Below are 23754 nucleotides of genomic sequence, written 5' to 3'. Positions count from 1 at the left end.
GCCATGACGACCCCCGCGCGCGCCGTCGCGCCCGAGATCGCCTCGATCTTCGCCGTCGGCGCGCGCGGCTTTCCCTCCGACTACCTCGACCGAGCTCGCGATCCGGAAGAGACCGTCGCCCTGATGTGGCCGCGTGCCGCCGAATTCGGCCTCACACGTCTCGCCGCCGTCACCGGGCTCGACCGCATCGGCATCCCGGTCTGGGCGGCGATGCGGCCCAATTCCAAGAGCCTGGCGCTGTGTCAGGGCAAGGGCGTCTCCGACGCCGCCGCTCGCGCCTCGGCACTGATGGAGGCGGTGGAGGTGGCGACCGCCGAACAGGCGACCGTGCCCAGCCGGATCGCCACGACCGCCGAACTCGCCGCCGAGGGCCGCGCCTTCGACCTGCTCGAGACCCTGCTGCTGCACGGCGCGACGCCGCCGGCCGCCGACGAGCCGATCGCCTGGTTCGAGACCCACGATCTCACCGGCGCCGGCACGCGGCTGGTGCCGCTCGAGGCGATCCGCCTCGACGACGCGACGACGCCCAATCGCTGGTGGCAGTCGACCGACGGTCTGGCTTCCGGCAACACCGTGTGGGAGGCGACCTTCCACGGTCTGTGCGAACGGATCGAGCGCGACGCGCTGGTGCTGTGGTCGCTCAAGGGCGACGCCGACGTCGCCGCCGCCTGTTTCGACCCGCGCGAACTGGGCGATCCGGTGCTCGACGGCCTCGTCGACCGGATCGAGGCGGCCGACATGCGGATCCGCCTGTTCGACACCACCTCCGACCTCGGCCTGCCGACCCACATGGCGATCCTGTCGCGTCACCCGAGCGGTCACGAGGACAAGTGGAAGCACTTCGACCTCGCCTCGGGCAGCGGCTGCCATCCCGATCCGGTGCGCGCCGCGATCCGCGCGGTGACGGAGGCGGCGCAGTCGCGCCTCACCTCGATCGCCGGCGCCCGCGACGACTTCGCCCCCGAGATCTACGGCGCCGGCATCAACCGGGCGCTGCTGCCCTACGTCCGCGCCGAGCCGCGCGCGGGTGCCGCGCTGGCGACCGGGCGGCGGCTGGCGCGCGACGCCTATCTGCCCGAGATGATCGCCCACATGGCCGAGCGCGGCGTCGGCGACGTGACCGTGGCGGTGCTCGCCGACGGGTCGCAGGGCCATGCGGTCGTCAAGGTGATCGCGCCGGGGCTCGAGAACCCGCCGGGCGAACGCCGCGTCCGCTTCGGACGCCGGGCGCTCTCGGCAGCGCTCTCGGCGCGGATCGCCGCGGCCAAGGCGGCGGGGTCCGCGAAGGTTCCGGAGACGGTGTCATGAAGATCCTCTTCTCCGGCCCCACCCTGCACGGCCTCGTCCGCGACGGCCGGATCGACGCGGCACCCGATCTCGTCTGCCGCCCGCCGGCCCGGCAGGGCGACATCTTCGCCGCGGTCGAGGAGGGGGCGACGGTGATCGGCCTCGTCGACGGCCGCTTCGACGACGTCGCCGCCCCCTGGCACAAGGAGATCCTGCACGCGCTGTCGCTCGGCTGCACCGTGCTCGGCGCCGGCAGTCTCGGGGCGCTGCGTGCGGCCGAATGCGCCGCCTTCGGCATGATCGGCATCGGCCGGGTCTACGAGAGCTATGCCTCGGGCGCCCGCTTCGACGACAGCGACGTGGCGCAGGTCCACGGACCCGACGAGATGGAGCATCTGCCGCTGTCCGAGCCGCGGGTGAACGTCGAGGCGACGCTCGATGCGCTGCGCGAGACCGGGGCGATCGATGCCGCGACCCATGCCCGCCTGCGCGAGGCGGCACGGCGCATCCATTTCGCCGACCTGTCGATGGACGCGGTCGCGACGGCGGCGAGCGACGATGCGCACGAAGTCCGGCGGATCACCGATCTGCTGGTCGCGGCCCGGGTCGACCGGAAGCGGCTCGACGCGCTGGAGCTGGTCGCGGCGATGGCCGAGCTGCCGGCCCGCCGCGGCGCGGCGCCGGGCGACTGGACGCTGGCGCTGCCGCATCGCTGGCTGCAGTTCACGGCCAGGGCACGGGTGGCGGCCGGGGCGGCGTGAGATCGGCCTCGGTGCGCGATGCTTCGACACGGGCGTCTTCGACGCCCTCCTCAGCATGAGGTGCCTTCCATAATCAATACAAATACATACGCCTCATGCTGAGGAGCGGGCCGAAGGCCTGCGTCTCGAAGCATCGCGCACGGCCGCCTACACGGTCCCGCACGGGAACGCGTCGAACGCCGCCTCTGTCCATGTCCCGCGACACGCCCGACGCGGCGAAAACACCCCGTCGGATGACCTGCGGCACCGGTGAAGCTCGATTTCTTCATACTTTCGTCGTATACGACTGGCACGACTCGTTCCTGCCCGCCCCGCAACGAAGGATGCCCGCCCCATGCGCCGCCACCGCCGCGCCAAGATCGTCGCCACCGTCGGTCCCGCCTCGTCTTCTCCCGAGATGCTGAAGAAGCTGCATCTGGCCGGCGTCGACACGTTCCGCCTCAACTTCTCGCACGGCTCCCACGCCGACCACGAGAAGGTCTTCCGCGCCATCCGGGCGCTCGAGGCCGAGGTCGGCAGCCCGATCGGCATCCTGCAGGACCTCCAGGGTCCGAAGATCCGCGTCGGCAAGATCGCCGGCGGTCGGTTCGAAACCAAGGCCGGCGACCGGCTGCGCTTCGTGCTCGGCACCGCCGAGGGCGGCCCGGACGCCGTTCCGCTGCCCCATCCCGAGATCTTCGCCGCCGTCGCGCCGGGCCACGACCTGCTGATCGACGACGGCCGCGTCCGCGTCCGCGTCGTCGGGCTCGAGGCCGAGGTGATCGAGGCGGAGGTGATCGTCGGCGGCACGATCTCCGACCGCAAGGGCGTCAATCTGCCCGGCACCATGCTCGACCTGTCGCCGCTGACCGAGAAGGATCGCGCCGACCTCGCCTTCGGGCTCGAGCTCGGCGTCGACTGGGTGGCGCTGTCCTTCGTGCAGAAGCCGGCCGACGTGATCGAGGCCAAGGCGCTGATCGACCGGCGCGCCGGCCTCGTCGCCAAGATCGAGAAGCCGCAGGCGCTCGAGCACCTCGACGACATCATCCGTCTCTCCGACGCGATCATGGTGGCGCGCGGCGATCTCGGCGTCGAGATCCCGCACGAGGACGTCCCCGGCCGTCAGAAGGAGCTGGTGCGCGCCTGCCGCCGCGCCGTGACGCCGGTGATCGTCGCGACCCAGATGCTCGATTCGATGGTCGCCTCGCCGACCCCGACCCGCGCCGAGGCTTCCGACGTCGCCACCGCCATCTACGACGGCGCCGACGCCGTCATGCTGTCGGCCGAATCGGCGACCGGTCAGTGGCCGGTCGAGACCGTGTCGATGATGGACCGCATCATCCGCGCCACCGAGAGCCACTCGCTCTACCGCTCGATCGTCACCGCGACGCAGCCGCCGGAGGAGGACACCCCGCCGCACGCGGTCGCCGCCGCCGCCGCCGATCTCGCCGAGGCGATCCGTTCGCCGGCGATCGTCGCCTATACCGCCTCGGGCAACACCGCCGGCCGCATCGCCCGCAAGCGCCCGGCCCTGCCGATCCTGGCCATGACGCCGTCGGAAGCGGTGTCGCGCCGGCTGACGCTGATGTGGGGCGTGCATTCGGTGCTGTCGGGCTCGGCGACGAGCGTGCAGGAGATGGTCGACCGCGCCTGCCGCGTCGCCAAGACGCTCGGCTTCGCCACCGCCGGCCAGCCGATCGTCGTGGTCTCCGGCCGCCCCGATGCGCCGGGCACCACCAACAATCTGCGCGTCGCCGAGGTCTGAGCGGCGCGCCCCCTCGCGAAGACGAGAACGGCGGCCGAAAGGCCGCCGTTTGCATGTCGGGGTGCCCGATGCGGACCGCCTCAGGGCCGGCGGCGGCGCACCGCCTGTTTGGTGCGCTCCAGCTGCAGGCGGGCGATGTCGCCCTCGAGCAGGGCGACCGCCACGGTCAGCATGTCGCCGATCACCAGATGGGCGAGGCGTGAGGCCATCGGCGCGTAGACCTCCGAATCCTCCGACACCGCGACCGCGATGGTGACGGAGGCGAGGTCGGCGAGCGGCGAGCCGTCGCGGGTGATGGCGATCACGTCGGCGCCGGTCGCGCGTGCCTCGCGCACCGCTTCGAGCACGTCCGAGGTGCGGCCTGAGTTGGAGATCGCCACCACCGCGTCGCCGGCACGAAGCGTCAGCGCCGACATGCAGAAGACGTGCGGATCGGTATAGGCGACCGTCGGCATGCCGAGGCGGAAGAACTTGTGCTGGATGTCCTGCGCGACGATGCCGGAGTTGCCCGAGCCGTAGAACTCGATCCGCCGCGCCTTGGCCAAGACGCGCGCCGCCGCCGCCACGGCTTCGGCCGGCAGCCGCTGGCGGACCTCGACCAGCGCCGCGATCGCGCCGTCGACGATCTTGCGTGCCACCACGTCGGAGGTGTCGTCGGGGTCGACGTCGGGGTGGGCGAAATGGACCGCCTGACCGCGATCGCGGGCGAGCCGCAGCTTGAAGTCGCGGAAGCCCTTGCAGCCGACGGCGTTGCAGAAGCGCACGACCGTCGGCGCGCTCACCTCGGCGCGGGCGGCGATCTCGTCCATCGTCCATTCGACCGCCGCGTCGGGCGCGGCCAGCACCAGATCGGCGAGTTTCTGTTCCGACGGCCGCATCGCCTCGCGCGCGGCCTGGAGACGGACGAGGAAGGAGGGATCGGCGATCACGGACGTCTCCTCGAACGACAAGCCGGGCGCCGATCCGCGGGCGCGCGGCGACCCTGTGACGGCATCCGACCAGCCATGTAGTTCTTATACACGAACGCCTCCGGAACGGGCGGGAAATTCGGTCGCATACGGAAAAATCCGCTTGTGACGGTCGACTTTCGGCGTAGTTGTGTAGTAAACCTACATGGCAGGGCGCCGCTGGTCGATCACGCGCTCCATCCCATGTCAGGGACACGGGATATCGGCAAGCCCCGAGAGAGGGCGCCGAGATCATGGAGGACATCATGCCATCCGCAGCCGCCGTCGCGGGACCCCAGCTCCTGCTCTACGCTCTTCTCGCCATCGTCGCGCTGATCGTCATGATCGCGCGCTACAAGGTCAATCCCTTCGTCACGCTGGTGATCGTGTCGCTCGCCATGGGCGTCGCCGCCGGCATGCCGCTCGACAAGGTCGTCGGCTCGTTCCAGACCGGCGTCGGCGGCGTGCTCGGCTTCATTGCCGTCGTCGTGGCACTCGGCACCATGCTCGGCAAGCTCCTGGCCGAATCGGGCGGCGCCGAACGCATCGCGCTGACGCTGATCGGCGTCTTCGGCGAGAAGCGCGTCCATTGGGCGATCATGTTCGTCGCCTTCATCGTCGGCATGCCGGTGTTCTTCCAGGTCGGCTTCGTGCTGCTGGTGCCGCTGGTCTTCGCCATCGCCAAGCGCACCGGCACCTCGCTGATCATGCTCGGCGTGCCGCTGGTCGCCGGTCTTTCGATCGTCCACGGCCTGGTGCCGCCGCATCCCGCCGCCATGCTCGCCGTCGGCGCCTTCAAGGCGGACGTCGGCCTGACCATCATCTATGCCGTGCTCGTCGGCCTGCCGGCCGCCGCCCTCGCCGGCCCGATCTACGGCAAGTGGATCTCCCCGAAGATCGTCCTGCCGGACCACAATCCGCTGGCCGAGACCCTGTCCGCGACCGGCACCCGCGAGGATCTGCCGAGCTTCGCGACCTCGGTCCTCACCATCATGCTGCCGGTCTTCCTGATGATCGGCTCGTCGATCGCCGACCTGACGCTCGCCGCCGGTACGCCGTCGCGCCAGATCCTCGACTTCATCGGCAACCCGGTGATCTCGCTGCTGATCGCGCTCGTGGTGTCGTTCTGGACCTTCGGTTTCCATCGTGGCTTCGACCGGGCGAAGATCCTCTCCTTCACCACCGACTGCCTCGCCCCCACCGCCACCATCCTGCTGGTCATCGGCGCCGGCGGCGGCTTCAACCGGGTGCTGCTCGACAGCGGCGTCGGCAAGGCGATCGCCGATCTCGCGGTGCAACTGCACGTGCCGCTGCTGGTCCTGGCCTTCGTCGTCGCCGCGGTCATCCGTGTCGCCACCGGCTCGGCCACCGTGGCACTGACCACCGCCGCCGGCATCGTCGCCCCGATCGCGGCGGCCGCGGGCGCGGGCGCCGTGCGGCCGGAACTGCTGGTGCTCGCCACCGGCGCCGGCTCGATCATCCTCAGCCACGTCAACGACTCGGGCTTCTGGTTGATCAAGGAATACTTCAACATGTCGGTCGAGCAGACGCTCAAGACCTGGACCGCGCTCGAAACCATCCTGGCGCTCGCGGCCTTCGGCCTGACGCTTCTCCTGTCCACCATCGTCTGAGGACAAATCCATGATCATCGTGCTGATGGGCGTCTGCGGCTCGGGCAAGACCACGATCGGCGAGAAGCTCGCCGAGACGCTCGGCTGCGGCTTCTCCGACGCCGACGGGTTCCACCCGGTGGAGAACGTCGAGAAGATGCGGGCCGGCATCCCGCTGACCGACGACGATCGCTGGCCCTGGCTGCGCGCCCTGCGCGCCGCCATGGAGGGCTGGCAGGCCGAGGGCAAGAGCCACGTCTTCGCCTGCTCGGCGCTGCGCGAGGTCTATCGCGAGGTGCTGTCGCCGAAGGGGGACGTCGTCTTCGTCTACCTCAAGGGCTCGCCGGAAGTGATCGGGCCGCGGCTTCGGGCGCGGCAGGGTCACTACATGAACCCGGCGCTGCTCGACAGCCAGTTCGCCACGCTGGAGGAGCCGAAGGACGCGCTCACCGTCGACATCGGCGGCACGCCGGAGGAGATCGTCGCCGACATCCTCGGCCGGCTCCCGACCGAAGGAGCGGCGGCATGAGCGTTCGCGACGCCATCTCCGCCGTCACCGAACGGATCGAGCGTCGCTCCCGCGACGCTCGGGCCGCCTATCTCGACGAGATCCGCGCCGCGGCGGCCGATCGCCCGGCACGGCGGCGGCTGCCGTGCTCGAACCTCGCGCACGGCTTCGCCGCCTGCCCTTCCTCCGAGAAGGACCGGCTGGTGGCGGCGGACGCGCCGAACCTCGCGATCGTCACCACCTACAACGACATGCTGTCGGCGCATCGGCCCTACGAGCGCTATCCGACGCTGATCCGCGACGAGGCCTTCCGCCTCGGCGCGGTGGCCGAGGTCGCCGGCGGTGCGCCCGCCATGTGCGACGGCGTCACCCAGGGCCGCGCCGGCATGGAACTGTCGCTCTTCTCGCGCGACGTCATCGCCCAGTCGACCGCCATCGCCCTGTCGCACGACATGTTCGACGCGTCGCTGATGCTCGGCATCTGCGACAAGATCGTGCCCGGCCTCGTCATGGGCGCGCTCTCCTTCGGCCATCTGCCGACGGTCTTCGTGCCCTCCGGGCCGATGGGATCGGGCATGACCAATGCCGAGAAGAACGCCGTGCGTCAGGCCTTCGCGGCCGGCAAGGCGACCGAGGCGGATCTGCTCGACGCCGAGTCGAAGTCCTATCATTCGGCCGGCACCTGCACCTTCTACGGCACCGCCAACACCAACCAGATGCTCATGGAGATCATGGGCCTGATGCTGCCGGGTTCGGCCTTCGTCTCCCCCGACACGCCGTTGCGCGATGCGCTGACCCGCACCGCCGTGGCGCGCGCCATCGACATCGCGCGGCCGGGGGCGAAGCTGCCGATCGGCGAGATGCTCGACGCCCGTGTCTTCGTCAACGGCATGGTCGGGCTCTGTGCCACGGGTGGGTCGACCAACCTGACGATCCACCTGATCGCCATGGCGCGCTCTGCCGGCCTCACCATCGACTGGGACGACTTCGCGGCGATCTCCGCCGTGGTGCCGTTGCTGGTGCGCGCCTATCCCAACGGTCAGGCCGACGTGAACGGCTTCCGCGACGCCGGCGGCATCCCCTTCCTGGTGCGCGAACTCGTCGGCGCCGGCCTGCTGCACCCCGACGTGACGACCGTCATGGGCGAGGGGCTCACGCCCTACGCCCTGACGCCGAAGCTCGACGAGGCCGGCGGTCTGGTCTTCGCCGAGACGGTCGCGACGACCCGCGATCCGGGCGTGGTGCGGCCGGCGAGCGAGCCCTTCCGCCCGACCGGCGGGCTCGAACTGGTCACCGGCAATCTCGGCCGGGCGATCGTCAAGTCGTCCGCCGTGGGCGACGCCCATCTGGTGGTCGAGGCTCCGGCGAAGGTCTTCCATTCGCAGGAGGACCTGCTCGCGGCCTTCAAGGCCGGCGCGCTCGACGACGGCGACTTCGTCGCGGTCGTCCGCTTCCAGGGGCCGAAGGCGATCGGCATGCCGGAACTCCACAAGCTGACGCCGCCGCTCGGCGTGCTGCAGGACAAGGGCCGCAAGGTGGCGCTGGTCACCGACGGCCGCATGTCGGGCGCCTCGGGCAAGGTGCCCGCCGCCATCCACGTCTCGCCGGAAGCCGCCGACGGCGGGCCGATCGCCCGCGTCCGCGACGGCGACAGGATCCGCCTCGACGTGACCAAGGGCACGCTCGAGGTTCTGGTCGCGGCGGATGAATGGGCGGCGCGCCCGCTCGCCACCGCCGATCTTTCGGCGCATGCTCGCGGCACCGGACGCGGCCTCTTCGGCATCTTCCGCCGGGCCGTCGGCTCGGCCGAGGAAGGGGCGAGCGCCGTCCTCGGATGATCTTCGCCCGGCGCCTTCGGGCGCCGGGAATTCTATATCGCCGCCCTCGGGCGCCGGGACTTCGCCGCCCGCCGACGGGCGAGCGCCATCATACGGAGCATTTCATGGCCCAGGACGTCGCCGCCATCGATCGCGTCATGACCCTCGCGCCGGTCATTCCGGTGCTGATCCTCGACGATCCGGAGACCGCGGTCTCGGTCGGCCGAGCGCTGGTCGCCGGCGGTCTGCCGGCGCTCGAGGTGACGCTGCGCACGCCGCGGGCGCTCGACTGCATCGCCGCGCTCGCCGGTCTGCCCGGCGCCGTCGTCGGTGCCGGCACCATCCTCGAGGGCGCGCAGGCGGAAGCCGCCAAGCGAGCGGGCGCGACCTTCCTCGTCTCGCCGGGCGCGACGGCCAAGCTCGTCGCCGAGGTCGAGGCGCACGGCGTGCCGCTCTTGCCGGGCGTCGCCACCGCCGGCGAGGCGATGGCCATGCTGGAGCGCGGCTACGAGCGGCTGAAGTTCTTCCCGGCCGAATCGGTCGGCGGTGCCGGTCACCTGAAGTCGCTCGCCTCGCCGCTGCCGAAGCTCCGCTTCTGCCCGACCGGCGGCATCGATCTCGCCAAGGCGCCGACCTATCTCGCCAGCCCCAACGTGACGTGTGTCGGCGGGTCGTGGGTGGTGCCGGCCGACGCGGTCAAGGCCGGCGACTGGGACCGCATCGAGCGGCTCGCCCGCGAGGCGGCGGCCCTGCCGCGCTGAGGCGCGTTGCGGTTCGCCTCAGAAGCACTCTTCCTCGAGCTTCTTCAGATCGGCCAGCGCGACCTCGTCGTCGTGGTCCTCGAAGAGCTCGACCATGTAGTAGACGTGGGAATGGAGCAGCAGCAGCCGATCCTGGATCGAGGCGGCGCCGGCTTCCGCCGTCGCCAGCCGCGCTTCGAAGCGCTGCCAGAACGGGTTGTTCTTCTCAGGGTCGGCGAGATGGCGGCGCAGGTGGCCGAGCACCACCGCCATGTTGCCCTCGAAGTCGATGTCGCGGAACGTGACGTAGCGGTCCGGCCGCGCCGCTTCCTTCCCGATCGCCGCCATGGATGCCCTCCCTCGTTCGACCCCGACATGGTCCGTGTCCGGCGCGAAGGGCGCAACGTCGACCGCTCGGGCCGCGCGAACCTCGCACGAACGGCATTCATGTTGCACGAACGGCATCACACCGCCAGTCGTGCCCGGAGTTCGGCGACGACACGGCGGCCGACCGGCACGCTCGTGCGGGCCACGTCGTCGAGCGTCAGCATCCAACGGCCGTCGACGCGCTCGACGGCGCGGACATGGGCGAGATTGACGAGATGACCGCGATGGACGCGGAAGAAGCGCGCCGGATCGAGCCGCGCCTCGAGGTCGGCGAGCGAGCGCGGGCAGAACAGCCGGCCCTCGTCGGTCAGCGCCTCGGCATAGTGGCCGCGGGCGGAGAGGACGAAGACGCGGTCGACGTCGACCAGCGAGATGGGGCCTTTCACGCCGCGCTCGACCGGCAGCTTGGCGAGCGGTGCGCCCACCGGCTCCGGCCGCGCCTCGGCCGGCGGCAGCGTGAAGCCGAGCGGCACGAAGAGCAGGGCGACGCCGGAGGCGGCCGGATCGGCCGAGGCGAGCCGCGACGCCTTGGCGAGGAAGTTGCCCATCGGGGTGGCGACCAGGGTCGAAGCCTCGCCGTCGGCGCCGCGCGCATCGTCGATCAGACGGCGGATGCGTTCGCGCGCGGCGGGGGGATGGAGATCGAGCAGGTCGCGGCCGAAGACCTCGCCGGAGCGCACGGCCAGCGCCCGTTCGGCGACCGCGTTGGCGGCGATCACGCGACCGCCGGAATCGAGCACCGCCACGCCGACGGCGAGACGTTCCAGCCGATATTCGAAGGGTGGCTCGCGCTCCGTCTTCCGTCCCGTCACGCCCGATGCTCCCGTCACCGATGTCGTCGCATCGTCATAACGCCATGCGGCGGCCCGGTTCGTCGAGCCCCGATCGTCGTCGCCGAGCAGTGCCACGGTATCGCCGTGCCACCGATGCCGAATGGCCACATCTTGCAGGATCCGGTCCGAGTTGCAGATTGAGTATATCTTCTCACCGACTTTAGTCGTATGATGACCTTTCCGGCACTCGACATGCCGGGAACGATCCGGCAACTCCGGAGCGACAGAGAGCATGAACACACTGTTGAAACCCAATTGGCGCCAGATCGACGCCGGCATCTGGAGCCGCCACGGCGGCCGAGGGCACGTCGAGATCTGTTTCGCCACCGCGGGCGACTACATGCCGATCTACGAGATCGCCGTGTATGACGAGCGTGGACGATCGATCGCGGCAGAAGGCCCGACGGTCTTCCGGAGCCTCGACGAGGCCCGGCGCCACGCCGAGACGCACCACCTGCCCGCTCTCGCGAAGGCGGCCTGAGACCGCCTCACGACCCGTTTCGATGACTCTCGCGACCGGCCGTCCGCGGCCGGTCGCGTCCGTGCGTCACGAGACGCGAGGTCCGCCGAGCCATTCGGCGAGCGCCTCCGCACCGCCCTCGCCGAGGCGCGGCGCAGAGCGCGGCCGTGCGGGCACGTCACGGGAGAAGCGCGGCGCCGGTGCCGGCTGAACGCGGCCGTCGATCTCGACGAAGGTGCCGCGTGCGCGGTTGTGCGGGTGCTCCGGCGCCTCGTCCATCGACAGGACCGGGGCGACGCAGGCGTCGGAACCTTCGAAGAGCGCGCACCATTCGTCCCGCGACCGCGTCAGGAACAGTGCGGCGAGGCGGGCGTGCAGGCGCGGCCAGACGGCGGGATCGAGATGGTTCGGCCATTCGGCCGGATCGAGCCCCATCCGGCCGGCGAATTCCACGAAGAACTTGCGCTCGAGCGGCGCCACCGCGACGTGGCGGCCGTCGGCGCAGACGTAGGTGCGATAGACCGCCGCCGCGCCGTCGAGAAGGTTGGCGGCACGCGCGTCGCGCCATTTCCCTTGCGCCCTCATCGAATACATCATCGCCATCAGCAGCGCCGCACCGTCGGTGATGGCGGCGTCGATCACCTGGCCGCGGCCCGACGTCTGCCGCGCGAAGAGCGCGGCGAGAATGCCGGTGACGAGCATCATCGAGCCGCCACCGAAGTCGCCGACGAGGTTCAAGGGCGGCACCGGCGCCTCGGCCCCGCCGATCGCGTGCAGCGCGCCGGTCAGGGCGATGTAGCCGAGGTCGTGGCCGGCGGTGTCGGCGAGCGGCCCGGTCTGGCCCCAGCCGGTCATGCGGGCATAGACGAGGCGTGGGTTGATCGCGGCGAGTGGTTCCGGACCGAGGCCGAGGCGCTCCATCACGCCCGGGCGGAAGCCCTCGACCAGCACGTCGGCGACACCCGCGAGATCGCGGGCGGTTCGACGGCCGTCTTCCGATTTCAGGTCCAGCACCAACGAACGGCGGCCGCGATCGAGCACGTCGCGGTCGAGGCCGAGCAGGCTGTCGCCGCCGGCCCGGTCGATGCGCAGCACGTCGGCGCCGAGATCGGCCAGCACCATGCAGGCGAAGGGCGCCGGGCCGAGGCCGGCGAATTCCAACACGCGCAGACCGGCGAGCGGACCCATGGGCTTTCCTCCCTCACGCCACCGCGCGGGCGATGACCAGACGCTGGATGTCGCTGGTGCCTTCATAGATCTGACAGACGCGGACGTCGCGCCAGATGCGTTCGACGGGGAAGTCGCGGGTATAGCCGACGCCGCCGTGGATCTGGATCGCGGCGGAGGCGACGCGTTCGGCCATTTCCGAGGCGAAGAGCTTGGCCATGCAGGCCTCCGTCAGGCACGGTTCGCCGGCCTCCCGCAGGGCTGCCGCATGCAGGACGAGCTGGCGCGCCGCCTCGATCTCGGTCGCCATGGTGGCGAGGCGGAAGGCGATCGCCTGATGCTCGGCGATCGGCTTGCCGAAGGTCTGCCGCTCGCGGGCATAGTCGCGCGCCGCCTCTAAGGCGGCACGGGCCATGCCGACCGCCTGGGCGGCGATGCCGATGCGGCCGCCCTCGAGGTTGGCGAGCGCGATCTTGTAGCCTTCGCCTTCCGCGCCCAGCCGGAGTTCGGCCGGAATGTGCAGCCCCGTGAAGGCCAGTTGGCAGGTGTCGGAGGCGTGCTGGCCGATCTTCTCCTCGACCCGGATCACCTCGTAGCCGGGCGTGTCGGTCGGCACGACGAAGGCGGAGATGCCCTTCTTGCCGGCCGACGGATCGGTGACGGCGAAGAGGATGATCACGTCGGCATTCTTGCCCGAGGTGATGAACTGCTTCGTGCCGTCGATGACGTAAGTGTCGCCGTCGCGGCGCGCCCGCGTCTTCAGATCCGAGGCGTCGGAGCCGGCGTGCGGCTCGGTCAGCGCGAAGCCGCCGATCCATTCGCCCGACGCCAGTTTCGGCAGGAAGCGGCGCTTCTGCTCTTCGGTGCCGAACTTGACGATCGGGCCGCAGCCGACCGAGTTGTGCACCGACAGGATGGTTGAACAGGCGCCGTCGCCGGCGGCGATCTCCTCGAGCACCGCGGCATAGGCGACCGCGCCGACGTCGCAGCCGCCCCATTCCTCCGGCACCACCATGCCGAGAAAGCCGAGGGCGCCCATCTCGCGCAGTTCCTCGCGCGGGAAGGCATGGTCGCGGTCGCGCGCCGCCGCCGTGGGGGCGAGGCGTTCGCGCGCGAAGTCGCGGGCCATGTCGCGGATCGCCGCGCGGGTCTCGTCGAGACGCATCGGATCTCTCCTTCGTCGGCTCAGGACATCAATTCGACGGCGACGGCGGTGGCTTCACCGCCGCCGATGCAGAGCGAGGCGACGCCGCGCTTCGCACCACGCTCGGCCAGCGCCGCCATCAGCGTCACCAGAATGCGGGCACCGGACGCGCCGATCGGGTGGCCGAGCGCGCAGGCGCCGCCGTTGACGTTGACCTTGTCGTGCGGCAGGTCGAGATCGCGCATCGCCGCCATGGCGACCACGGCGAAGGCCTCGTTGACCTCGAAGAGATCGACGTCGGCACTGCGCCAACCGGTCTTCTCCATCAGCTTTCGGATCGCGCCGATCGGCGCCGTGGCGAATTTCGACGGTTCCTGCGCATGGGTGGCGTGGCCGGCGATGCGGGCGATCGGCGTCAGGCCGCGCTTTTCGGCCTCGGACGCACGCATCAGCACCAGCGCCGCGGCGCCGTCGGAGATCGACGAGGAGTTGGCCGCCGTCACCGTGCCGCCGGCGCGGAAGGCGGGCTTCAGCGTCGGGATCTTGTCGAGCCGGGCCTTGCCGGGCTGCTCGTCGATCGAGACGACGCGCTCGACCTTGCCGGACTTCACCGTCACGGGGACGATCTCGCCGGCGAAACGGCCCTCGCCGATCGCCTTCTGGGCGCGGGTCAGCGAGGCGATGGCGTAGGCGTCCTGTTCCTCACGGGTGAACTGGTAGGCTTCGGCGCAGTCCTCGGCGAAGGTGCCCATCAGACGGCCCTTGTCGTAGGCGTCCTCGAGCCCGTCGAAGAACATGTGGTCGATCACCCGGCCGTGGCCGAGGCGGTAGCCGCCGCGGGCGCGATCGAGGAGATAGGGGGCGTTGGTCATGCTCTCCATGCCGCCGGCGACGACGATCGAGGCGGAGCCCGCGGCGATCAGGTCGTGGGCGAACATCGTCGCCTTCATGCCCGAGCCGCACATCTTGTTGACGGTGGTGGCGCCGGCCGAGAGCGGCAGCCCCGCCTTCAGCGCCGCCTGACGCGCCGGGGCCTGGCCGAGACCGGCGGGCAGGACGCAGCCGAAGACGATCTCCTCGACGGTCGTGGGATCGAGCTTCGCCCGCTCCAGCGCGGCGCGGATGGCGGTGGCGCCGAGTTCCGGCGCCTCGACGTCGGCGAGATCGCCCTGGAAGCCGCCCATCGGCGTGCGGGCGGCGGAGACGACGACGATCGGATCGTGGTTCGACATGGGGTTCCTCCTCGTTCTTGTCCGATCAGCGCGGCGCCATGCGCAGCGCGCCGTCGAGGCGAATGACCTCGCCGTTGAGCATGTCGTTCTCGACGATGTGGGCGACCAGAGCGGCGAATTCGTCGGGGCGCCCGAGCCGCGCGGGGAAGGGCACGCCGGCGCCGAGGCTCGCCTGTACCTCCTGCGGCAGGCCCGCCATCATCGGCGTGGCGAAGATGCCGGGGGCGATGGTGACGCAGCGGATGCCGGAACGGGCCAGTTCGCGCGCCACCGGCAGGGTGAGCCCCGCCACGCCCGCCTTGGAGGCGGCATAGGCGGCTTGACCGATCTGGCCGTCGAAGGCGGCGATCGAAGCCGTGTTGACGATGACGCCGCGACGGCCCTCGTCGTCGGCCGGCTGCTTCGACACCGCGTCGGCGACGAGGCGCAGCATGTTGAAGGTGCCGATCAGGTTGATCGTCACGGCGCGGGCGAAGCTTTCGAGCCCGTGCGGGCCGTTCCTGCCCACGACCTTCTCGCCCGGCGCGACGCCGGCGCAGTTGACGAGACCGTCGAGCCGGCCGAAGGCGGAAAGTGCCGCGGCAACCGCGGCCTCGCCGTCGGCGGCCGAGGTCACGTCGGTCTTCTGGAAGCGGGCGACGGCGCCGAGTTCGGCGGCGACGCGCTCACCGGCTTCCGCATTGACGTCGGCGATGAGCACGCGGGCGCCGTCGACCACCAGCCGCTTCGCCACCGCCGCGCCGAGGCCGGAGCCGGCACCGGTGACCACGAAGACTCGATTTGCGATCTGCATCGATCGTCCTTTCTCAGGGCGCGGCCCCTCGGCGCGCGGATGTCGTTTCGTTCGTCGCCCTGCAGGCGGTCTTCTGACGGAGCCCCTTCATCCTGAGGTGCCCGGCGCAGCCGGGCCTCGAAGGGCGAAGGGGCGATGGGCAGGGCCCGTCGGGTTCGTCTCTCGGTCGTCTCGTTTCCCGGCCCTTCGCCCTTCGAGGCTCGCGTTGCTCGCACCTCAGGATGAAGGGCCTGCACGGATGCAGCGGATTGGGGGTGTTTTCCCCCTCACGCCGCCGGCTTGTCCATCGCCCGGAGCACGAAACGCTGGAGCTTGCCGGACGGGGTCTTGGGTAGTTGCTCCATGAACTGGATCTCGCGCGGATAGGCATGCGCCGACAGGCGCTTGCGGACGTGGACACGCAGTTCCTCGGCGAGGTCGTCGCCGCCGGAGACGCCCGGCTTCAGCACGACGAAGGCCTTGACGATCTCGGTGCGCTCCGGGTCCGGCTTGCCCACGACGGCCGCCTCGATCACCGCCGGGTGCTCGATCAGCGCGCTCTCGACGTCGAAGGGGCCGATGCGGTAGCCCGACGAGGTGATGACGTCGTCGTTGCGGCCGACGAAGGAGATGTGGCCGGAGGGCTCGAGCTCGGCGACGTCGCCGGTGCGGTACCACTTCGGTCCGAGCGACGGGGTCTCCTGGTTCAGATAGCCGCCGAACCAGAAGAGCGGCGAGGCGGTCACGTCGACCGCCAGTTCGCCCGGCATGTTGGGCGGCAGTTCGGTGCCGTCGATGTCGATCACCCGGACGCGGTGGCCGGGCATCGAGAAGCCGGCGGATCCGGCGCGGACGTCGTGGGCGAGGCCGTGGTGGTTGTTGACCACCATGCCGAGTTCGGTCTGGCCGTAGTGATCGGCGATCGGCGCGGCGAGCGCGGTGTCGAACCAGCGGATGACTTCCGGATTCAGCGGCTCGCCGGCCGAGGAGACGACGCGCAGTTGCCCCTCGATCGAGGCCGCGGCCTCGTCGCCCGCCGCCATCAGCAGGCGATAGGCGGTCGGCGAGCCGGCGAGATTGGTGATGCCGTGCTCGCGGATGATCCTGTAGGTGCTCTCCGCCGTGAAGCCGCCTTCGTAGAAGGTCGTCGCGTGGCCCATCATCAGCGGGCCGGTGACGGCATAGTAGAGCCCATAGGCCCAGCCCGGATCGGCGATGTTCCAGAAGCGGTCGGAGGGGCGCAGGTCGACCGCCCGTTCCATGTAGACGCGGAAGCCGAGCAGCGCGCGGATCGGCACCGGCACGCCCTTCGGCAGACCGGTCGTGCCCGACGTCGACATCATCAGGAAGGCGTCGGTGCCCTTGCGCATCACCGGCGCGAAGCTCGGCGCGGCGGCGGCGAGGGCCGCGGCGAAGTCGAGATCGCCGGGCGCGACGCTCTCGCCGCGGGCGGGGCGCGCCACCACGGCGATCACCGGCTTCACCGCGACGTCGTCGAGCTTCGGCCGGTTGGTCGGGTCCGTGACGACGAAATTCGCCCCCGAGGTCTGGAGGCGATGCTCGATCGCCTTGGGGCCGAAGGCGGTGAAGAGCGGCTGGTAGACGCCGCCGACCCGCCACGTCGCCAGAATGGTGACGAGCAGCTCCGGGCAGCGCGGCAGCATGCCGGCGACGACGTCGCCGGGCTTCACGCCGTGGGCGGAAAGGACATTGGCGAAGCGGGCGGCGCGATCGGCGAGGTCGGCGAAGGTCAGCGTCTCGCGTTCGCCGCGGGCGCCTTCCCAGTAGAGCGCCACGCCGTCGCCGGATGCATGCGAGTCACAACATTCGACGCAGACGTTGATGCCGGTCTCGAGGTCGCCGGAAAGCGTCTTCGCCACGTCTTCCGAGCTGAAGGCGGCGTGAAACGCGGCGTAGTCGGGGCGGGTCGAGACGGATTCCGGGCGTCGATCGGTCGGGCTCATGTCGGGGCATCTCCTCCGGACGGGCGCCGTTTCTTGTCGCGAACGTGCGCCCGTCGTCGATGCGATCGAACACCCGGGCGACATGGCCGTCGATGACCCGACTGGCGAGATTTCGCCGGCGGTTTTACCATGTCGCGGAAAGCGCCGCGCGAGACGGCGCCGCGGGGGCGACGATGTCCGAGAATGCCGAACGGCGGATGATCCGGCCGAGCTTCGTCGAGGAGGCGCTCGAGGCGCTGCGCCGCAAGGGCCTGCCGACCGCCCCGGTGCTCGAGGCCGCGGGATTGCCGGCCCGAGTCGACGAGCCGGTGTCGGCGGAGGCCTATGGGCGGATGTGGCTGGCGCTCGCCGCCGCCATGGACGACGAGTTCTTCGGCCTCGGCGCGCGGGCGATGCGGCCGGGCAGCTTCGTCATGTTGTGCCACGCGCTGCGCGACACGGGCACGCTGGAGCGCGCCCTGCGGCGGGCTCTCCGTTTCCTCGCCGTGCTGCTCGAGGATCCGCGCGGCGAGCTCGTCGTCGCCGACGGGCTGGCGCAGGTGATCCTGCACGACGCCGGTGGGCCACGCACCGCCTTCGCCTATCGCACCTTCTGGATCGTGCTGCACGGCATCCTGTGCTGGCTGGTCGGGCGGCGCATCCCGTTGCGGCTCGTCGACTTCCGCTGCGCCGAGCCGGCGGGCGTCGCCGACTATCGCCAGTTCTTCGGCGCGCCGGTCGACTTCGGCCGACCGGTGAGCCGCATCGCCTTCGACGCGCGGCATCTGGCGCTGCCGATCGATCGGTCGGAGAAGGCGTTGAAACAGTTTTTGCGCGCCGCGCCCGCCAATCTGCTGGTGCGCTATCGCTACGACGCCGGCGTCGTCGCCCAGGTCCGGGCGAAGCTCAGGGCCCTGCCGCCCAGCGCCTGGCCGGATTTCGAGGCGACGGCGCGGGCGATGCGGATGTCGCCCTCGACGCTGCGCCATCGGCTGCGCCAGGAGGGGCAGAGCTGGAACACGGTGCGCGACGACATTCGCCGCGAACGTGCGATCGCGGCGCTGACGACGACGGGCCGCGGCGTCGCGGAGATCGCCGGCGACCTCGGCTTCGCCGAGCCGAGCGCCTTCCACCGCGCCTTCCGCAAGTGGACGGGCAAGAGCCCCGGCGCCTTCCGCCGCGAGGTCGCGGGGCGGGCGCCGGGGCGTGAGGCGTGAGCGCCGATCAGCCGCGGGTGGTGGTCGGCACCGGCACCGAGGCGCGGATGGCGTTGGAATAGGGGCAGATGCCGTGGGTCACTTCGACCAGCTTCGCCGCCTCGTCCGCCGGCATGCCGGGGAGAAGCACGTCGAGCGCGGCGGTGATGCCGAAGCCGCCTTCCGAGCGCGGGCCGATGCCGATGGTGGCGGTGACGGTGGTGCCTTCCGGCAGCTTGGTCTTCAACTGCTGCGCACCGACGCGGAGCGCGCCGAGGAAGCAGGCGGAATAGCCCAGCGCGAAGAGCTTCTCCGGGTTGGCGCCGTCGCCGCCGGGGCCTCCGAGTTCCTTCGGCACCACCAGATCGAAGGCCAGGGTGCCGTCGGCCAGTGCCGTCCTGCCGTCGCGGCCGCCGCCGCTCGCCGTGGCCGTAGTGGTGTACTTCGCATCGACGGACATGGGTCTTCTCCTCTTTCGTCGGGATCGGTTCGGGTGCCCGCCCGTTCGATGTCGAACGGCGACGGGCCGGGACAAGGGGCGACGACGTCACGCTCACGTGTCCGCCGTCGGTTCCAATTCTCATCGCCAACGATTGTATCGTGTGCGATCTTTGTCCGAGATAGACCCGCCGCGACGAGATGTCAAGCTTGCGATCATATCGCGTGCGATTTATATTGAACTCATGACCGAACGCACCGTTTCCGCTTCTGACGCCGCCTGCGCCCGCCTGCCGGGTCTCGACGACTTCCTCTGCTTCGCCGTCTATGCGACGGGGCTCGCCTTCAACCGCGCCTACAAACGGCCGTTGGAGCGCCTGGGGCTGACCTATCCGCAGTATCTCGTCATGGTGGCGCTGTGGGAGGAGGACGGCGTCGCCGTCGGTCGGCTCGGCGAACGGCTGTCGCTCGACACCAACACGCTGACGCCGCTCCTGAAGCGGCTCGAGGCGATGGATCTGGTGGTGCGCCGCCGGGCGGTCGAGGACGAGCGCCGCGTGCTGGTGTCGCTCTCCGACAAGGGCCGCGCCCTCGCGGAGGCCCGCGGCGAGGTGATGCGCTGCATCGTCGAGGCGACGGGCATGAGCCTTTCGGAGATCGAACGCATCGCCGGCGACATGCGCCGCCTGCGTGCCAATCTCGAACGGGCGACCGAGACGGTCTGAGCCGGCGCGGACACCGGGACACCGGGACACCGGGACACCGGGACAGGGCGATCACACACCCGGATCGCATGGCAACCCCGTTCGCGCCGCGCCCGGCGCCGGCCGGCTCTTCGCCACACCCCGCACGCCTCTTCCCCACTCCCTACACCCCGCCCCTACGCCACGCCCCGTTCCCGTCGCCCCTCCCCGCCTCCCCTCCAAGCGATCGCCGCCCTCTCCCCCTGTCATGCGCCTCGAACTCTTGCGAGTCGGTCGCATTTGCAATACTGGTCACGAGATCATGCACGGGGACGGCCGGGGGGCCGATCGTCGCGTCGCACGAGGAGGGGGCATGCAGGCACCACCGGACACCGAAGACGAACGCCGCGCCGCACCGCCGGTCTGGCCGATCGAGAAACTGGTCGGGACGGGCCGCGAGGCGCTGATCCGCCACGACGAACAGCTCTACCGCCTGCGGATCACCGCACAGAATCGCCTGATCCTCACCAAGTGACGCCCGCGCGGGAGCGGCCTCGCAGGCCGGTCGCGGGGGCGGCCGGGCGAGACGCGGGAAAGGCGCCTCCTTGCCGGGCGGACCTCCTCGAAGCATCGCGCACGGCCTCGACGCACCTCTTCGGCGTCGACCGGAGGCCTCCGCCGGCAGGGGCGGCGCATCGCGACCGACCTGTCCAATTCGCAAGTGCGAAGAGTCGCTTGACACGATTTTGCGACTGATTATCATTACCATCACTCGACCAGGCAGCCCACGGACGGTCCGTCCAGCCACCCAAGATCGAGCGTCGTCGGCGGAGCGCGCATCGCGCCCCGCTTCCGATCGATCGCAGGGTCGGGTGCCTCGTGCCGCCCGACCATGGACGGCGAGCCACGTGCTCGCGCTTTGGGGGGCAGTATTCACGTCATGAGCAATCAGGTTCTTTCTCCCGCGTCCCTGAGGGCGCGGCTGGCGGCGCCGCGCGCCGTCTCGCGGCCCGAGATCGCGGTGCCGGTCGCCGTCGCCACGATGGTGGCGATCGCAGGCGGCGCGCAGGCGCAGAGCGCGCCGCAGGAACTGCCGGCGCTGACCGTCGAGGCGTCGAAGGAGACCAAGAAGGCGCCGCCGAAGAAGAAGGCCGCCGCCACCCGTCCGGCACCGGCCGCGCCGCAGGCCGCGGCGCCGACGCCGGCCGCTCCCGCACCGACGCCGGTGGCAGGCGCCGGCGGCAGCAATCCCAATGCCGAGCCGGGCGCGCCCTGGAAGATCAACACGTCGACCAACTCCAAGCTGGTTCGGCCGATCGCCGAGACGCCGCGCACCATCGTCGCCATCCCCAAGGAGGTGATGGAGGACAAGGCGGCGACCTCGTTCCGCGAGCTCGTGCGCACCACCGCCGGCATCACGCTGGGCTCGGGCGAAGGCGGCAACCCCTTCGGCGACCGCATCTTCATCCGCGGCTTCGACGCCCGCAACGACGTCTTCGTCGACGGCCAGCGCGACGCCGGCGTGGCGGTTCGCGAGAACTTCGCCACCGAACAGATGGAGATCCTCAAGGGTCCCTCGGCGACCGTCGCCGGCCGCGGCACCGCCGGCGGCGCCGTCAACATCGAGACCAAGAAGCCCTTCTTCGCCGATCACTACGAGGCGACGACGACCGTCGGCACCGACCAGACCCGGCGCGTCGAGATCGACGTCAACAAGAAGATCTCCGACGCCTTCGCCATCCGTGCCGACGGCATGTGGCAGAAGGCGGAGGTCGCCGGCCGCAAGTACGGTCGCGACGATCGCTGGGGCGGCCTGATCGCGGCGACCATCCGGCCGAACGACACGTTCAAGACGACGATCGACTGGTATCACCTCGACATCGACCAGCTGCCGGACTACGGCGTGCCCTTCATGGCCGGCACCAACAAGCCGGTGACCGAGTTCGGCGTCAACCGGGACACCTATTTCGGCCTGCCCGACCGCGACTGGCTGAAGAACCGTCAGGACATCGTCTCGGCCAAGACCGAGGTGCAGATCTCCGACAGCGTGCTGTGGACCAACCGTCTGCGCGCCGCGACCTCGGAATATTCGCTGGTCGTCGCCAAGCCCGGCGCCACCAACGCCACGACGCTCGCCGGCAACTCGTCGACCGCGACCTCCTATCGCGAGAACGAGTCGGTCGCGATGACCAACGATCTCAAGGTCACCTTCGACGCCTTCGGCATGAAGCACACCGTGGTCGCCGGTACCGAGATCTCGCGCGAGCATCTCTTCATGGGCACGGTCGGCTGCACCATCGGCTCGACCGGCGTGACGACGACCTGCGCCGGCGCGACGGAGGGCATCAACCGCTTCTCCTACACCAACGTCAACAACGTCGACTTCTCCGGCATCGTCCCGGCGGTCGGCTATCCGGTGACGCGGCAGGGCGTCGTCGGCATCGACACCCGCAGCCTCTATCTCTCCGACGCAATCGACCTGACCGACCGCTGGAAGCTCGATCTCGGCGCCCGCATCGACGACTATTCGGTCGATCGCGACGGCACGATCTCGCGGCACGACACGCTCCTCAACTGGAACGCCGGCCTCACCTGGCAGTTCTGGTCGAACGCCAACGTCTATGCCGCCTTCGGCACCTCGTCGAACCCGATCGGCGCCGAACTCGACGTGTCGTCCGCCTCCTACGGCGGCATCGACGCGGCGACCTCGGTGCTGCCGCCGGAGCTCAACCGCTCCTACGAGGTCGGCACCAAGTGGCAGTTCTTCGACAGGAAGCTGCTCGCCTCGGCCGCGCTCTTCCGCACCGAGAAGGACAACGCGCGCGAGTCGGTCAACAATCGCTGGGCGAGCTCCGGCGCCTACACGGTCCAGGGCGTCGAGTTCAACGTCGCCGGCAACATCACCGAACGCTGGTCGATCTTCGGCGGTGCGGTCTTCATGAACTCGGAAGTGACCAAGTCGGCGAACGCCTCGAACGTCGGCAAGCGGCTCGGCCGCAACGCCCACCAGACCTTCAACGTGCTCTCCAAGTACGAGATCTTCGACGGCATCTCCGTCGGCGGCGGCGCCACCTACAAGAGCGCGGTCTACGGCGGCACGCTGGCGGAGGCAGCGTGGTCGGTGCCGGGCGGCTGGCGCTTCGACCTGATGGCGGAGTGGAAGATCCGCCCGAACATGACGCTCAAGGCCAACGTCAACAACGTCTTCGACACGGTTCTCTACGAGACGCCCTACGAGAACGCGGCGCAATACGCCCACATCGCGCCGGGTCGTGCCGCCTATCTGTCGCTCAACGTCAAATATTGAGCGCCCCCGGATGACGACGGGCCGCCCCGCTCGCCGTCATCCCCTCTCTTCACCCACGGGCCGAACCGATGGCCCCAGGCAGGATGGAAGACGATGCTGATCACCATTCCCGATCTGCTGACGCCCGACGAGGTCGCGTGGTGTCGCGACCGCCTCGCCAAGGCGATGTGGGTCGACGGACTGACCACGGCCGGGCCGATCTCGGCGATCGTGAAGAACAATCGCCAGCTCGATCCGACCTCGGTCGACGCGATCGAGATCGGCGAACTGGTGCTCGCCGCGCTGCATCGCTCGCCGACCTTCCTCTCGGCGGCGCTGCCACTCCGCATCCTGCCGCCGATGTTCAACGCCTATCGCGGCGGCGAGCACTTCGGCATCCACGTCGACAACGCCATCCGCAACGCGCCGGGCAGCGCCACGCGCATCCGCACCGACGTGTCGACCACCGTCTTCTTCTCCGAGCCGGACGAATACGAAGGCGGCGAACTGACGATCGAGACGCCGTTCGGGGCGCAGGCCGCCAAGCTGCCGGCCGGCTCGGCGATCGTCTACCCTTCGACCTCGCTGCACGAGGTGACGCCGGTGACGGCGGGCGAGCGCGTCTGTTCCTTCTTCTGGACCCAGAGCCTCGTCCGTGACGAGGGCGAGCGGACGCTGCTCTACGACCTCGATCAGGTGATCCAGGATCTGCGCGAGACCCACGGCGAGGGAGATCCCCATGCGCTCAGGCTGTCCTTCGTCTACCACAACCTCGTGCGCCGCTGGGCCGAGACCTGAG

At 70.3% G+C, this 23754-nt stretch carries 22 protein-coding genes; 13 read left to right on the top strand and 9 right to left on the bottom strand.

Annotation, left to right across the window (positions count from 1 at the left end; translation table 11 throughout):
* Positions 1-3: 3 nt before the first annotated feature.
* From ACT541_RS04455 to pyk, 3 genes are all read left to right on the top strand, one after another.
* Entirely contained in the window at positions 4-1308 is a 1305-nt protein-coding gene (locus tag ACT541_RS04455) for a YcaO-like family protein (protein ID WP_476134585.1), read from the top strand.
* Positions 1305-2048, top strand: coding sequence for a TfuA-like protein (locus ACT541_RS04450; RefSeq protein WP_476134583.1), 744 nt, complete (start codon positions 1305-1307; stop codon positions 2046-2048). Before ACT541_RS04455 ends, ACT541_RS04450 begins: the two co-directional genes overlap by 4 nt.
* A gap of 334 nt (positions 2049-2382) precedes the next feature.
* The gene (gene pyk, locus ACT541_RS04445; protein ID WP_476134581.1) at positions 2383-3792 is read left to right on the top strand and encodes a pyruvate kinase; all 1410 of its coding nucleotides are present in this window, start codon (positions 2383-2385) and stop codon (positions 3790-3792) included.
* A gap of 80 nt (positions 3793-3872) precedes the next feature.
* Here pyk and ACT541_RS04440 read toward each other — a convergent pair whose 3' ends face one another.
* Positions 3873-4721 (bottom strand): MurR/RpiR family transcriptional regulator, encoded by an 849-nt coding sequence (locus ACT541_RS04440; protein ID WP_476134579.1) that lies wholly within the window; start codon positions 4719-4721, stop codon positions 3873-3875.
* A 284-nt stretch (positions 4722-5005) separates the two neighbouring features.
* Between ACT541_RS04440 and ACT541_RS04435 the strand changes: the two genes are divergently transcribed.
* The 4 genes from ACT541_RS04435 (at position 5006) to eda (ending at position 9435) form a co-directional block, all read left to right on the top strand.
* Positions 5006-6370 carry a GntT/GntP/DsdX family permease gene (locus ACT541_RS04435; RefSeq protein ID WP_476134578.1) on the top strand — a complete coding sequence of 455 codons (1365 nt, stop codon included), beginning with the start codon at positions 5006-5008 and terminating at the stop codon, positions 6368-6370.
* 10 nt (positions 6371-6380) lie between these two features.
* Positions 6381-6878 carry a gluconokinase gene (locus ACT541_RS04430; RefSeq protein ID WP_476134577.1) on the top strand — a complete coding sequence of 166 codons (498 nt, stop codon included), beginning with the start codon at positions 6381-6383 and terminating at the stop codon, positions 6876-6878.
* Entirely contained in the window at positions 6875-8695 is a 1821-nt protein-coding gene (gene edd, locus ACT541_RS04425; RefSeq protein ID WP_476134576.1) for a phosphogluconate dehydratase, read from the top strand. Before ACT541_RS04430 ends, edd begins: the two co-directional genes overlap by 4 nt.
* A gap of 104 nt (positions 8696-8799) precedes the next feature.
* Positions 8800-9435, top strand: a complete 636-nt coding sequence (gene eda, locus ACT541_RS04420; protein ID WP_476134574.1) for a bifunctional 4-hydroxy-2-oxoglutarate aldolase/2-dehydro-3-deoxy-phosphogluconate aldolase — start codon at positions 8800-8802, stop codon at positions 9433-9435.
* A gap of 18 nt (positions 9436-9453) precedes the next feature.
* Here the strand turns inward: eda and cowN are convergent, their stop codons facing one another.
* On the bottom strand, positions 9454-9762 hold the full coding sequence (gene cowN, locus ACT541_RS04415) for a N(2)-fixation sustaining protein CowN (RefSeq protein WP_476134573.1): 309 nt from the start codon (positions 9760-9762) through the stop codon (positions 9454-9456).
* Between the two features lie 116 nt (positions 9763-9878).
* The gene (locus tag ACT541_RS04410) at positions 9879-10613 is read right to left on the bottom strand and encodes a LytTR family DNA-binding domain-containing protein (RefSeq protein WP_476134572.1); all 735 of its coding nucleotides are present in this window, start codon (positions 10611-10613) and stop codon (positions 9879-9881) included.
* Between the two features lie 253 nt (positions 10614-10866).
* Between ACT541_RS04410 and ACT541_RS04405 the strand changes: the two genes are divergently transcribed.
* The gene (locus ACT541_RS04405; protein WP_476134571.1) at positions 10867-11115 is read left to right on the top strand and encodes a hypothetical protein; all 249 of its coding nucleotides are present in this window, start codon (positions 10867-10869) and stop codon (positions 11113-11115) included.
* Positions 11116-11181: 66 nt separating this feature from the next.
* Here ACT541_RS04405 and ACT541_RS04400 read toward each other — a convergent pair whose 3' ends face one another.
* The 5 genes from ACT541_RS04400 to ACT541_RS04380 form a co-directional block, all read right to left on the bottom strand.
* A complete protein-coding gene (locus ACT541_RS04400; protein WP_476134569.1) occupies positions 11182-12282 on the bottom strand; it encodes a CaiB/BaiF CoA transferase family protein in 1101 nt (366 codons plus the stop codon).
* A gap of 13 nt (positions 12283-12295) precedes the next feature.
* The gene (locus ACT541_RS04395; RefSeq protein WP_476134568.1) at positions 12296-13426 is read right to left on the bottom strand and encodes an acyl-CoA dehydrogenase family protein; all 1131 of its coding nucleotides are present in this window, start codon (positions 13424-13426) and stop codon (positions 12296-12298) included.
* 20 nt (positions 13427-13446) lie between these two features.
* Positions 13447-14637 (bottom strand): acetyl-CoA C-acetyltransferase, encoded by a 1191-nt coding sequence (locus ACT541_RS04390; protein ID WP_476134566.1) that lies wholly within the window; start codon positions 14635-14637, stop codon positions 13447-13449.
* Between the two features lie 25 nt (positions 14638-14662).
* Entirely contained in the window at positions 14663-15430 is a 768-nt protein-coding gene (locus ACT541_RS04385; RefSeq protein ID WP_476134565.1) for an SDR family NAD(P)-dependent oxidoreductase, read from the bottom strand.
* 266 nt (positions 15431-15696) lie between these two features.
* Entirely contained in the window at positions 15697-17373 is a 1677-nt protein-coding gene (locus ACT541_RS04380; RefSeq protein ID WP_476134563.1) for an AMP-binding protein, read from the bottom strand.
* Between the two features lie 92 nt (positions 17374-17465).
* Between ACT541_RS04380 and ACT541_RS04375 the strand changes: the two genes are divergently transcribed.
* Complete coding sequence (locus ACT541_RS04375; protein WP_476134562.1) at positions 17466-18569, top strand: AraC family transcriptional regulator; 1104 nt, start codon at positions 17466-17468, stop codon at positions 18567-18569.
* 7 nt (positions 18570-18576) lie between these two features.
* Here ACT541_RS04375 and ACT541_RS04370 read toward each other — a convergent pair whose 3' ends face one another.
* A complete protein-coding gene (locus tag ACT541_RS04370) occupies positions 18577-19008 on the bottom strand; it encodes an organic hydroperoxide resistance protein (RefSeq protein ID WP_476134561.1) in 432 nt (143 codons plus the stop codon).
* A gap of 223 nt (positions 19009-19231) precedes the next feature.
* Between ACT541_RS04370 and ACT541_RS04365 the strand changes: the two genes are divergently transcribed.
* From ACT541_RS04365 to ACT541_RS04350, 4 genes are all read left to right on the top strand, one after another.
* The gene (locus ACT541_RS04365) at positions 19232-19711 is read left to right on the top strand and encodes a MarR family winged helix-turn-helix transcriptional regulator (protein ID WP_476134559.1); all 480 of its coding nucleotides are present in this window, start codon (positions 19232-19234) and stop codon (positions 19709-19711) included.
* A gap of 331 nt (positions 19712-20042) precedes the next feature.
* Positions 20043-20204 carry a hemin uptake protein HemP gene (gene hemP / locus ACT541_RS04360; RefSeq protein WP_476134558.1) on the top strand — a complete coding sequence of 54 codons (162 nt, stop codon included), beginning with the start codon at positions 20043-20045 and terminating at the stop codon, positions 20202-20204.
* A gap of 405 nt (positions 20205-20609) precedes the next feature.
* Entirely contained in the window at positions 20610-22976 is a 2367-nt protein-coding gene (locus ACT541_RS04355; RefSeq protein ID WP_476134557.1) for a TonB-dependent receptor, read from the top strand.
* 93 nt (positions 22977-23069) lie between these two features.
* Positions 23070-23753 (top strand): Fe2+-dependent dioxygenase, encoded by a 684-nt coding sequence (locus tag ACT541_RS04350; RefSeq protein ID WP_476134555.1) that lies wholly within the window; start codon positions 23070-23072, stop codon positions 23751-23753.
* Position 23754: the final 1 nt, after the last annotated feature.

This window comes from Pinisolibacter sp. DMC100, from assembly GCF_056313705.1.
This window is presented reverse-complemented; position numbering and strand designations above follow the sequence as displayed.

Coding starts and splice junctions, on each gene's coding strand:
- ACT541_RS04455 (WP_476134585.1), top strand. CDS start 4: ATGACGACCCCCGCGCGCGCCGTCGCGCCCGAGATCGCCTCGATCTTC.
- ACT541_RS04450 (WP_476134583.1), top strand. CDS start 1,305: ATGAAGATCCTCTTCTCCGGCCCCACCCTGCACGGCCTCGTCCGCGAC.
- pyk (WP_476134581.1), top strand. CDS start 2,383: ATGCGCCGCCACCGCCGCGCCAAGATCGTCGCCACCGTCGGTCCCGCC.
- ACT541_RS04435 (WP_476134578.1), top strand. CDS start 5,006: ATGCCATCCGCAGCCGCCGTCGCGGGACCCCAGCTCCTGCTCTACGCT.
- ACT541_RS04430 (WP_476134577.1), top strand. CDS start 6,381: ATGATCATCGTGCTGATGGGCGTCTGCGGCTCGGGCAAGACCACGATC.
- edd (WP_476134576.1), top strand. CDS start 6,875: ATGAGCGTTCGCGACGCCATCTCCGCCGTCACCGAACGGATCGAGCGT.
- eda (WP_476134574.1), top strand. CDS start 8,800: ATGGCCCAGGACGTCGCCGCCATCGATCGCGTCATGACCCTCGCGCCG.
- cowN (WP_476134573.1), bottom strand. CDS start 9,762: ATGGCGGCGATCGGGAAGGAAGCGGCGCGGCCGGACCGCTACGTCACG.
- ACT541_RS04405 (WP_476134571.1), top strand. CDS start 10,867: ATGAACACACTGTTGAAACCCAATTGGCGCCAGATCGACGCCGGCATC.
- ACT541_RS04400 (WP_476134569.1), bottom strand. CDS start 12,282: ATGGGTCCGCTCGCCGGTCTGCGCGTGTTGGAATTCGCCGGCCTCGGC.
- ACT541_RS04395 (WP_476134568.1), bottom strand. CDS start 13,426: ATGCGTCTCGACGAGACCCGCGCGGCGATCCGCGACATGGCCCGCGAC.
- ACT541_RS04390 (WP_476134566.1), bottom strand. CDS start 14,637: ATGTCGAACCACGATCCGATCGTCGTCGTCTCCGCCGCCCGCACGCCG.
- ACT541_RS04385 (WP_476134565.1), bottom strand. CDS start 15,430: ATGCAGATCGCAAATCGAGTCTTCGTGGTCACCGGTGCCGGCTCCGGC.
- ACT541_RS04380 (WP_476134563.1), bottom strand. CDS start 17,373: ATGAGCCCGACCGATCGACGCCCGGAATCCGTCTCGACCCGCCCCGAC.
- ACT541_RS04375 (WP_476134562.1), top strand. CDS start 17,466: ATGACCCGACTGGCGAGATTTCGCCGGCGGTTTTACCATGTCGCGGAA.
- ACT541_RS04370 (WP_476134561.1), bottom strand. CDS start 19,008: ATGTCCGTCGATGCGAAGTACACCACTACGGCCACGGCGAGCGGCGGC.
- ACT541_RS04365 (WP_476134559.1), top strand. CDS start 19,232: ATGACCGAACGCACCGTTTCCGCTTCTGACGCCGCCTGCGCCCGCCTG.
- hemP (WP_476134558.1), top strand. CDS start 20,043: ATGCAGGCACCACCGGACACCGAAGACGAACGCCGCGCCGCACCGCCG.
- ACT541_RS04355 (WP_476134557.1), top strand. CDS start 20,610: ATGAGCAATCAGGTTCTTTCTCCCGCGTCCCTGAGGGCGCGGCTGGCG.
- ACT541_RS04350 (WP_476134555.1), top strand. CDS start 23,070: ATGCTGATCACCATTCCCGATCTGCTGACGCCCGACGAGGTCGCGTGG.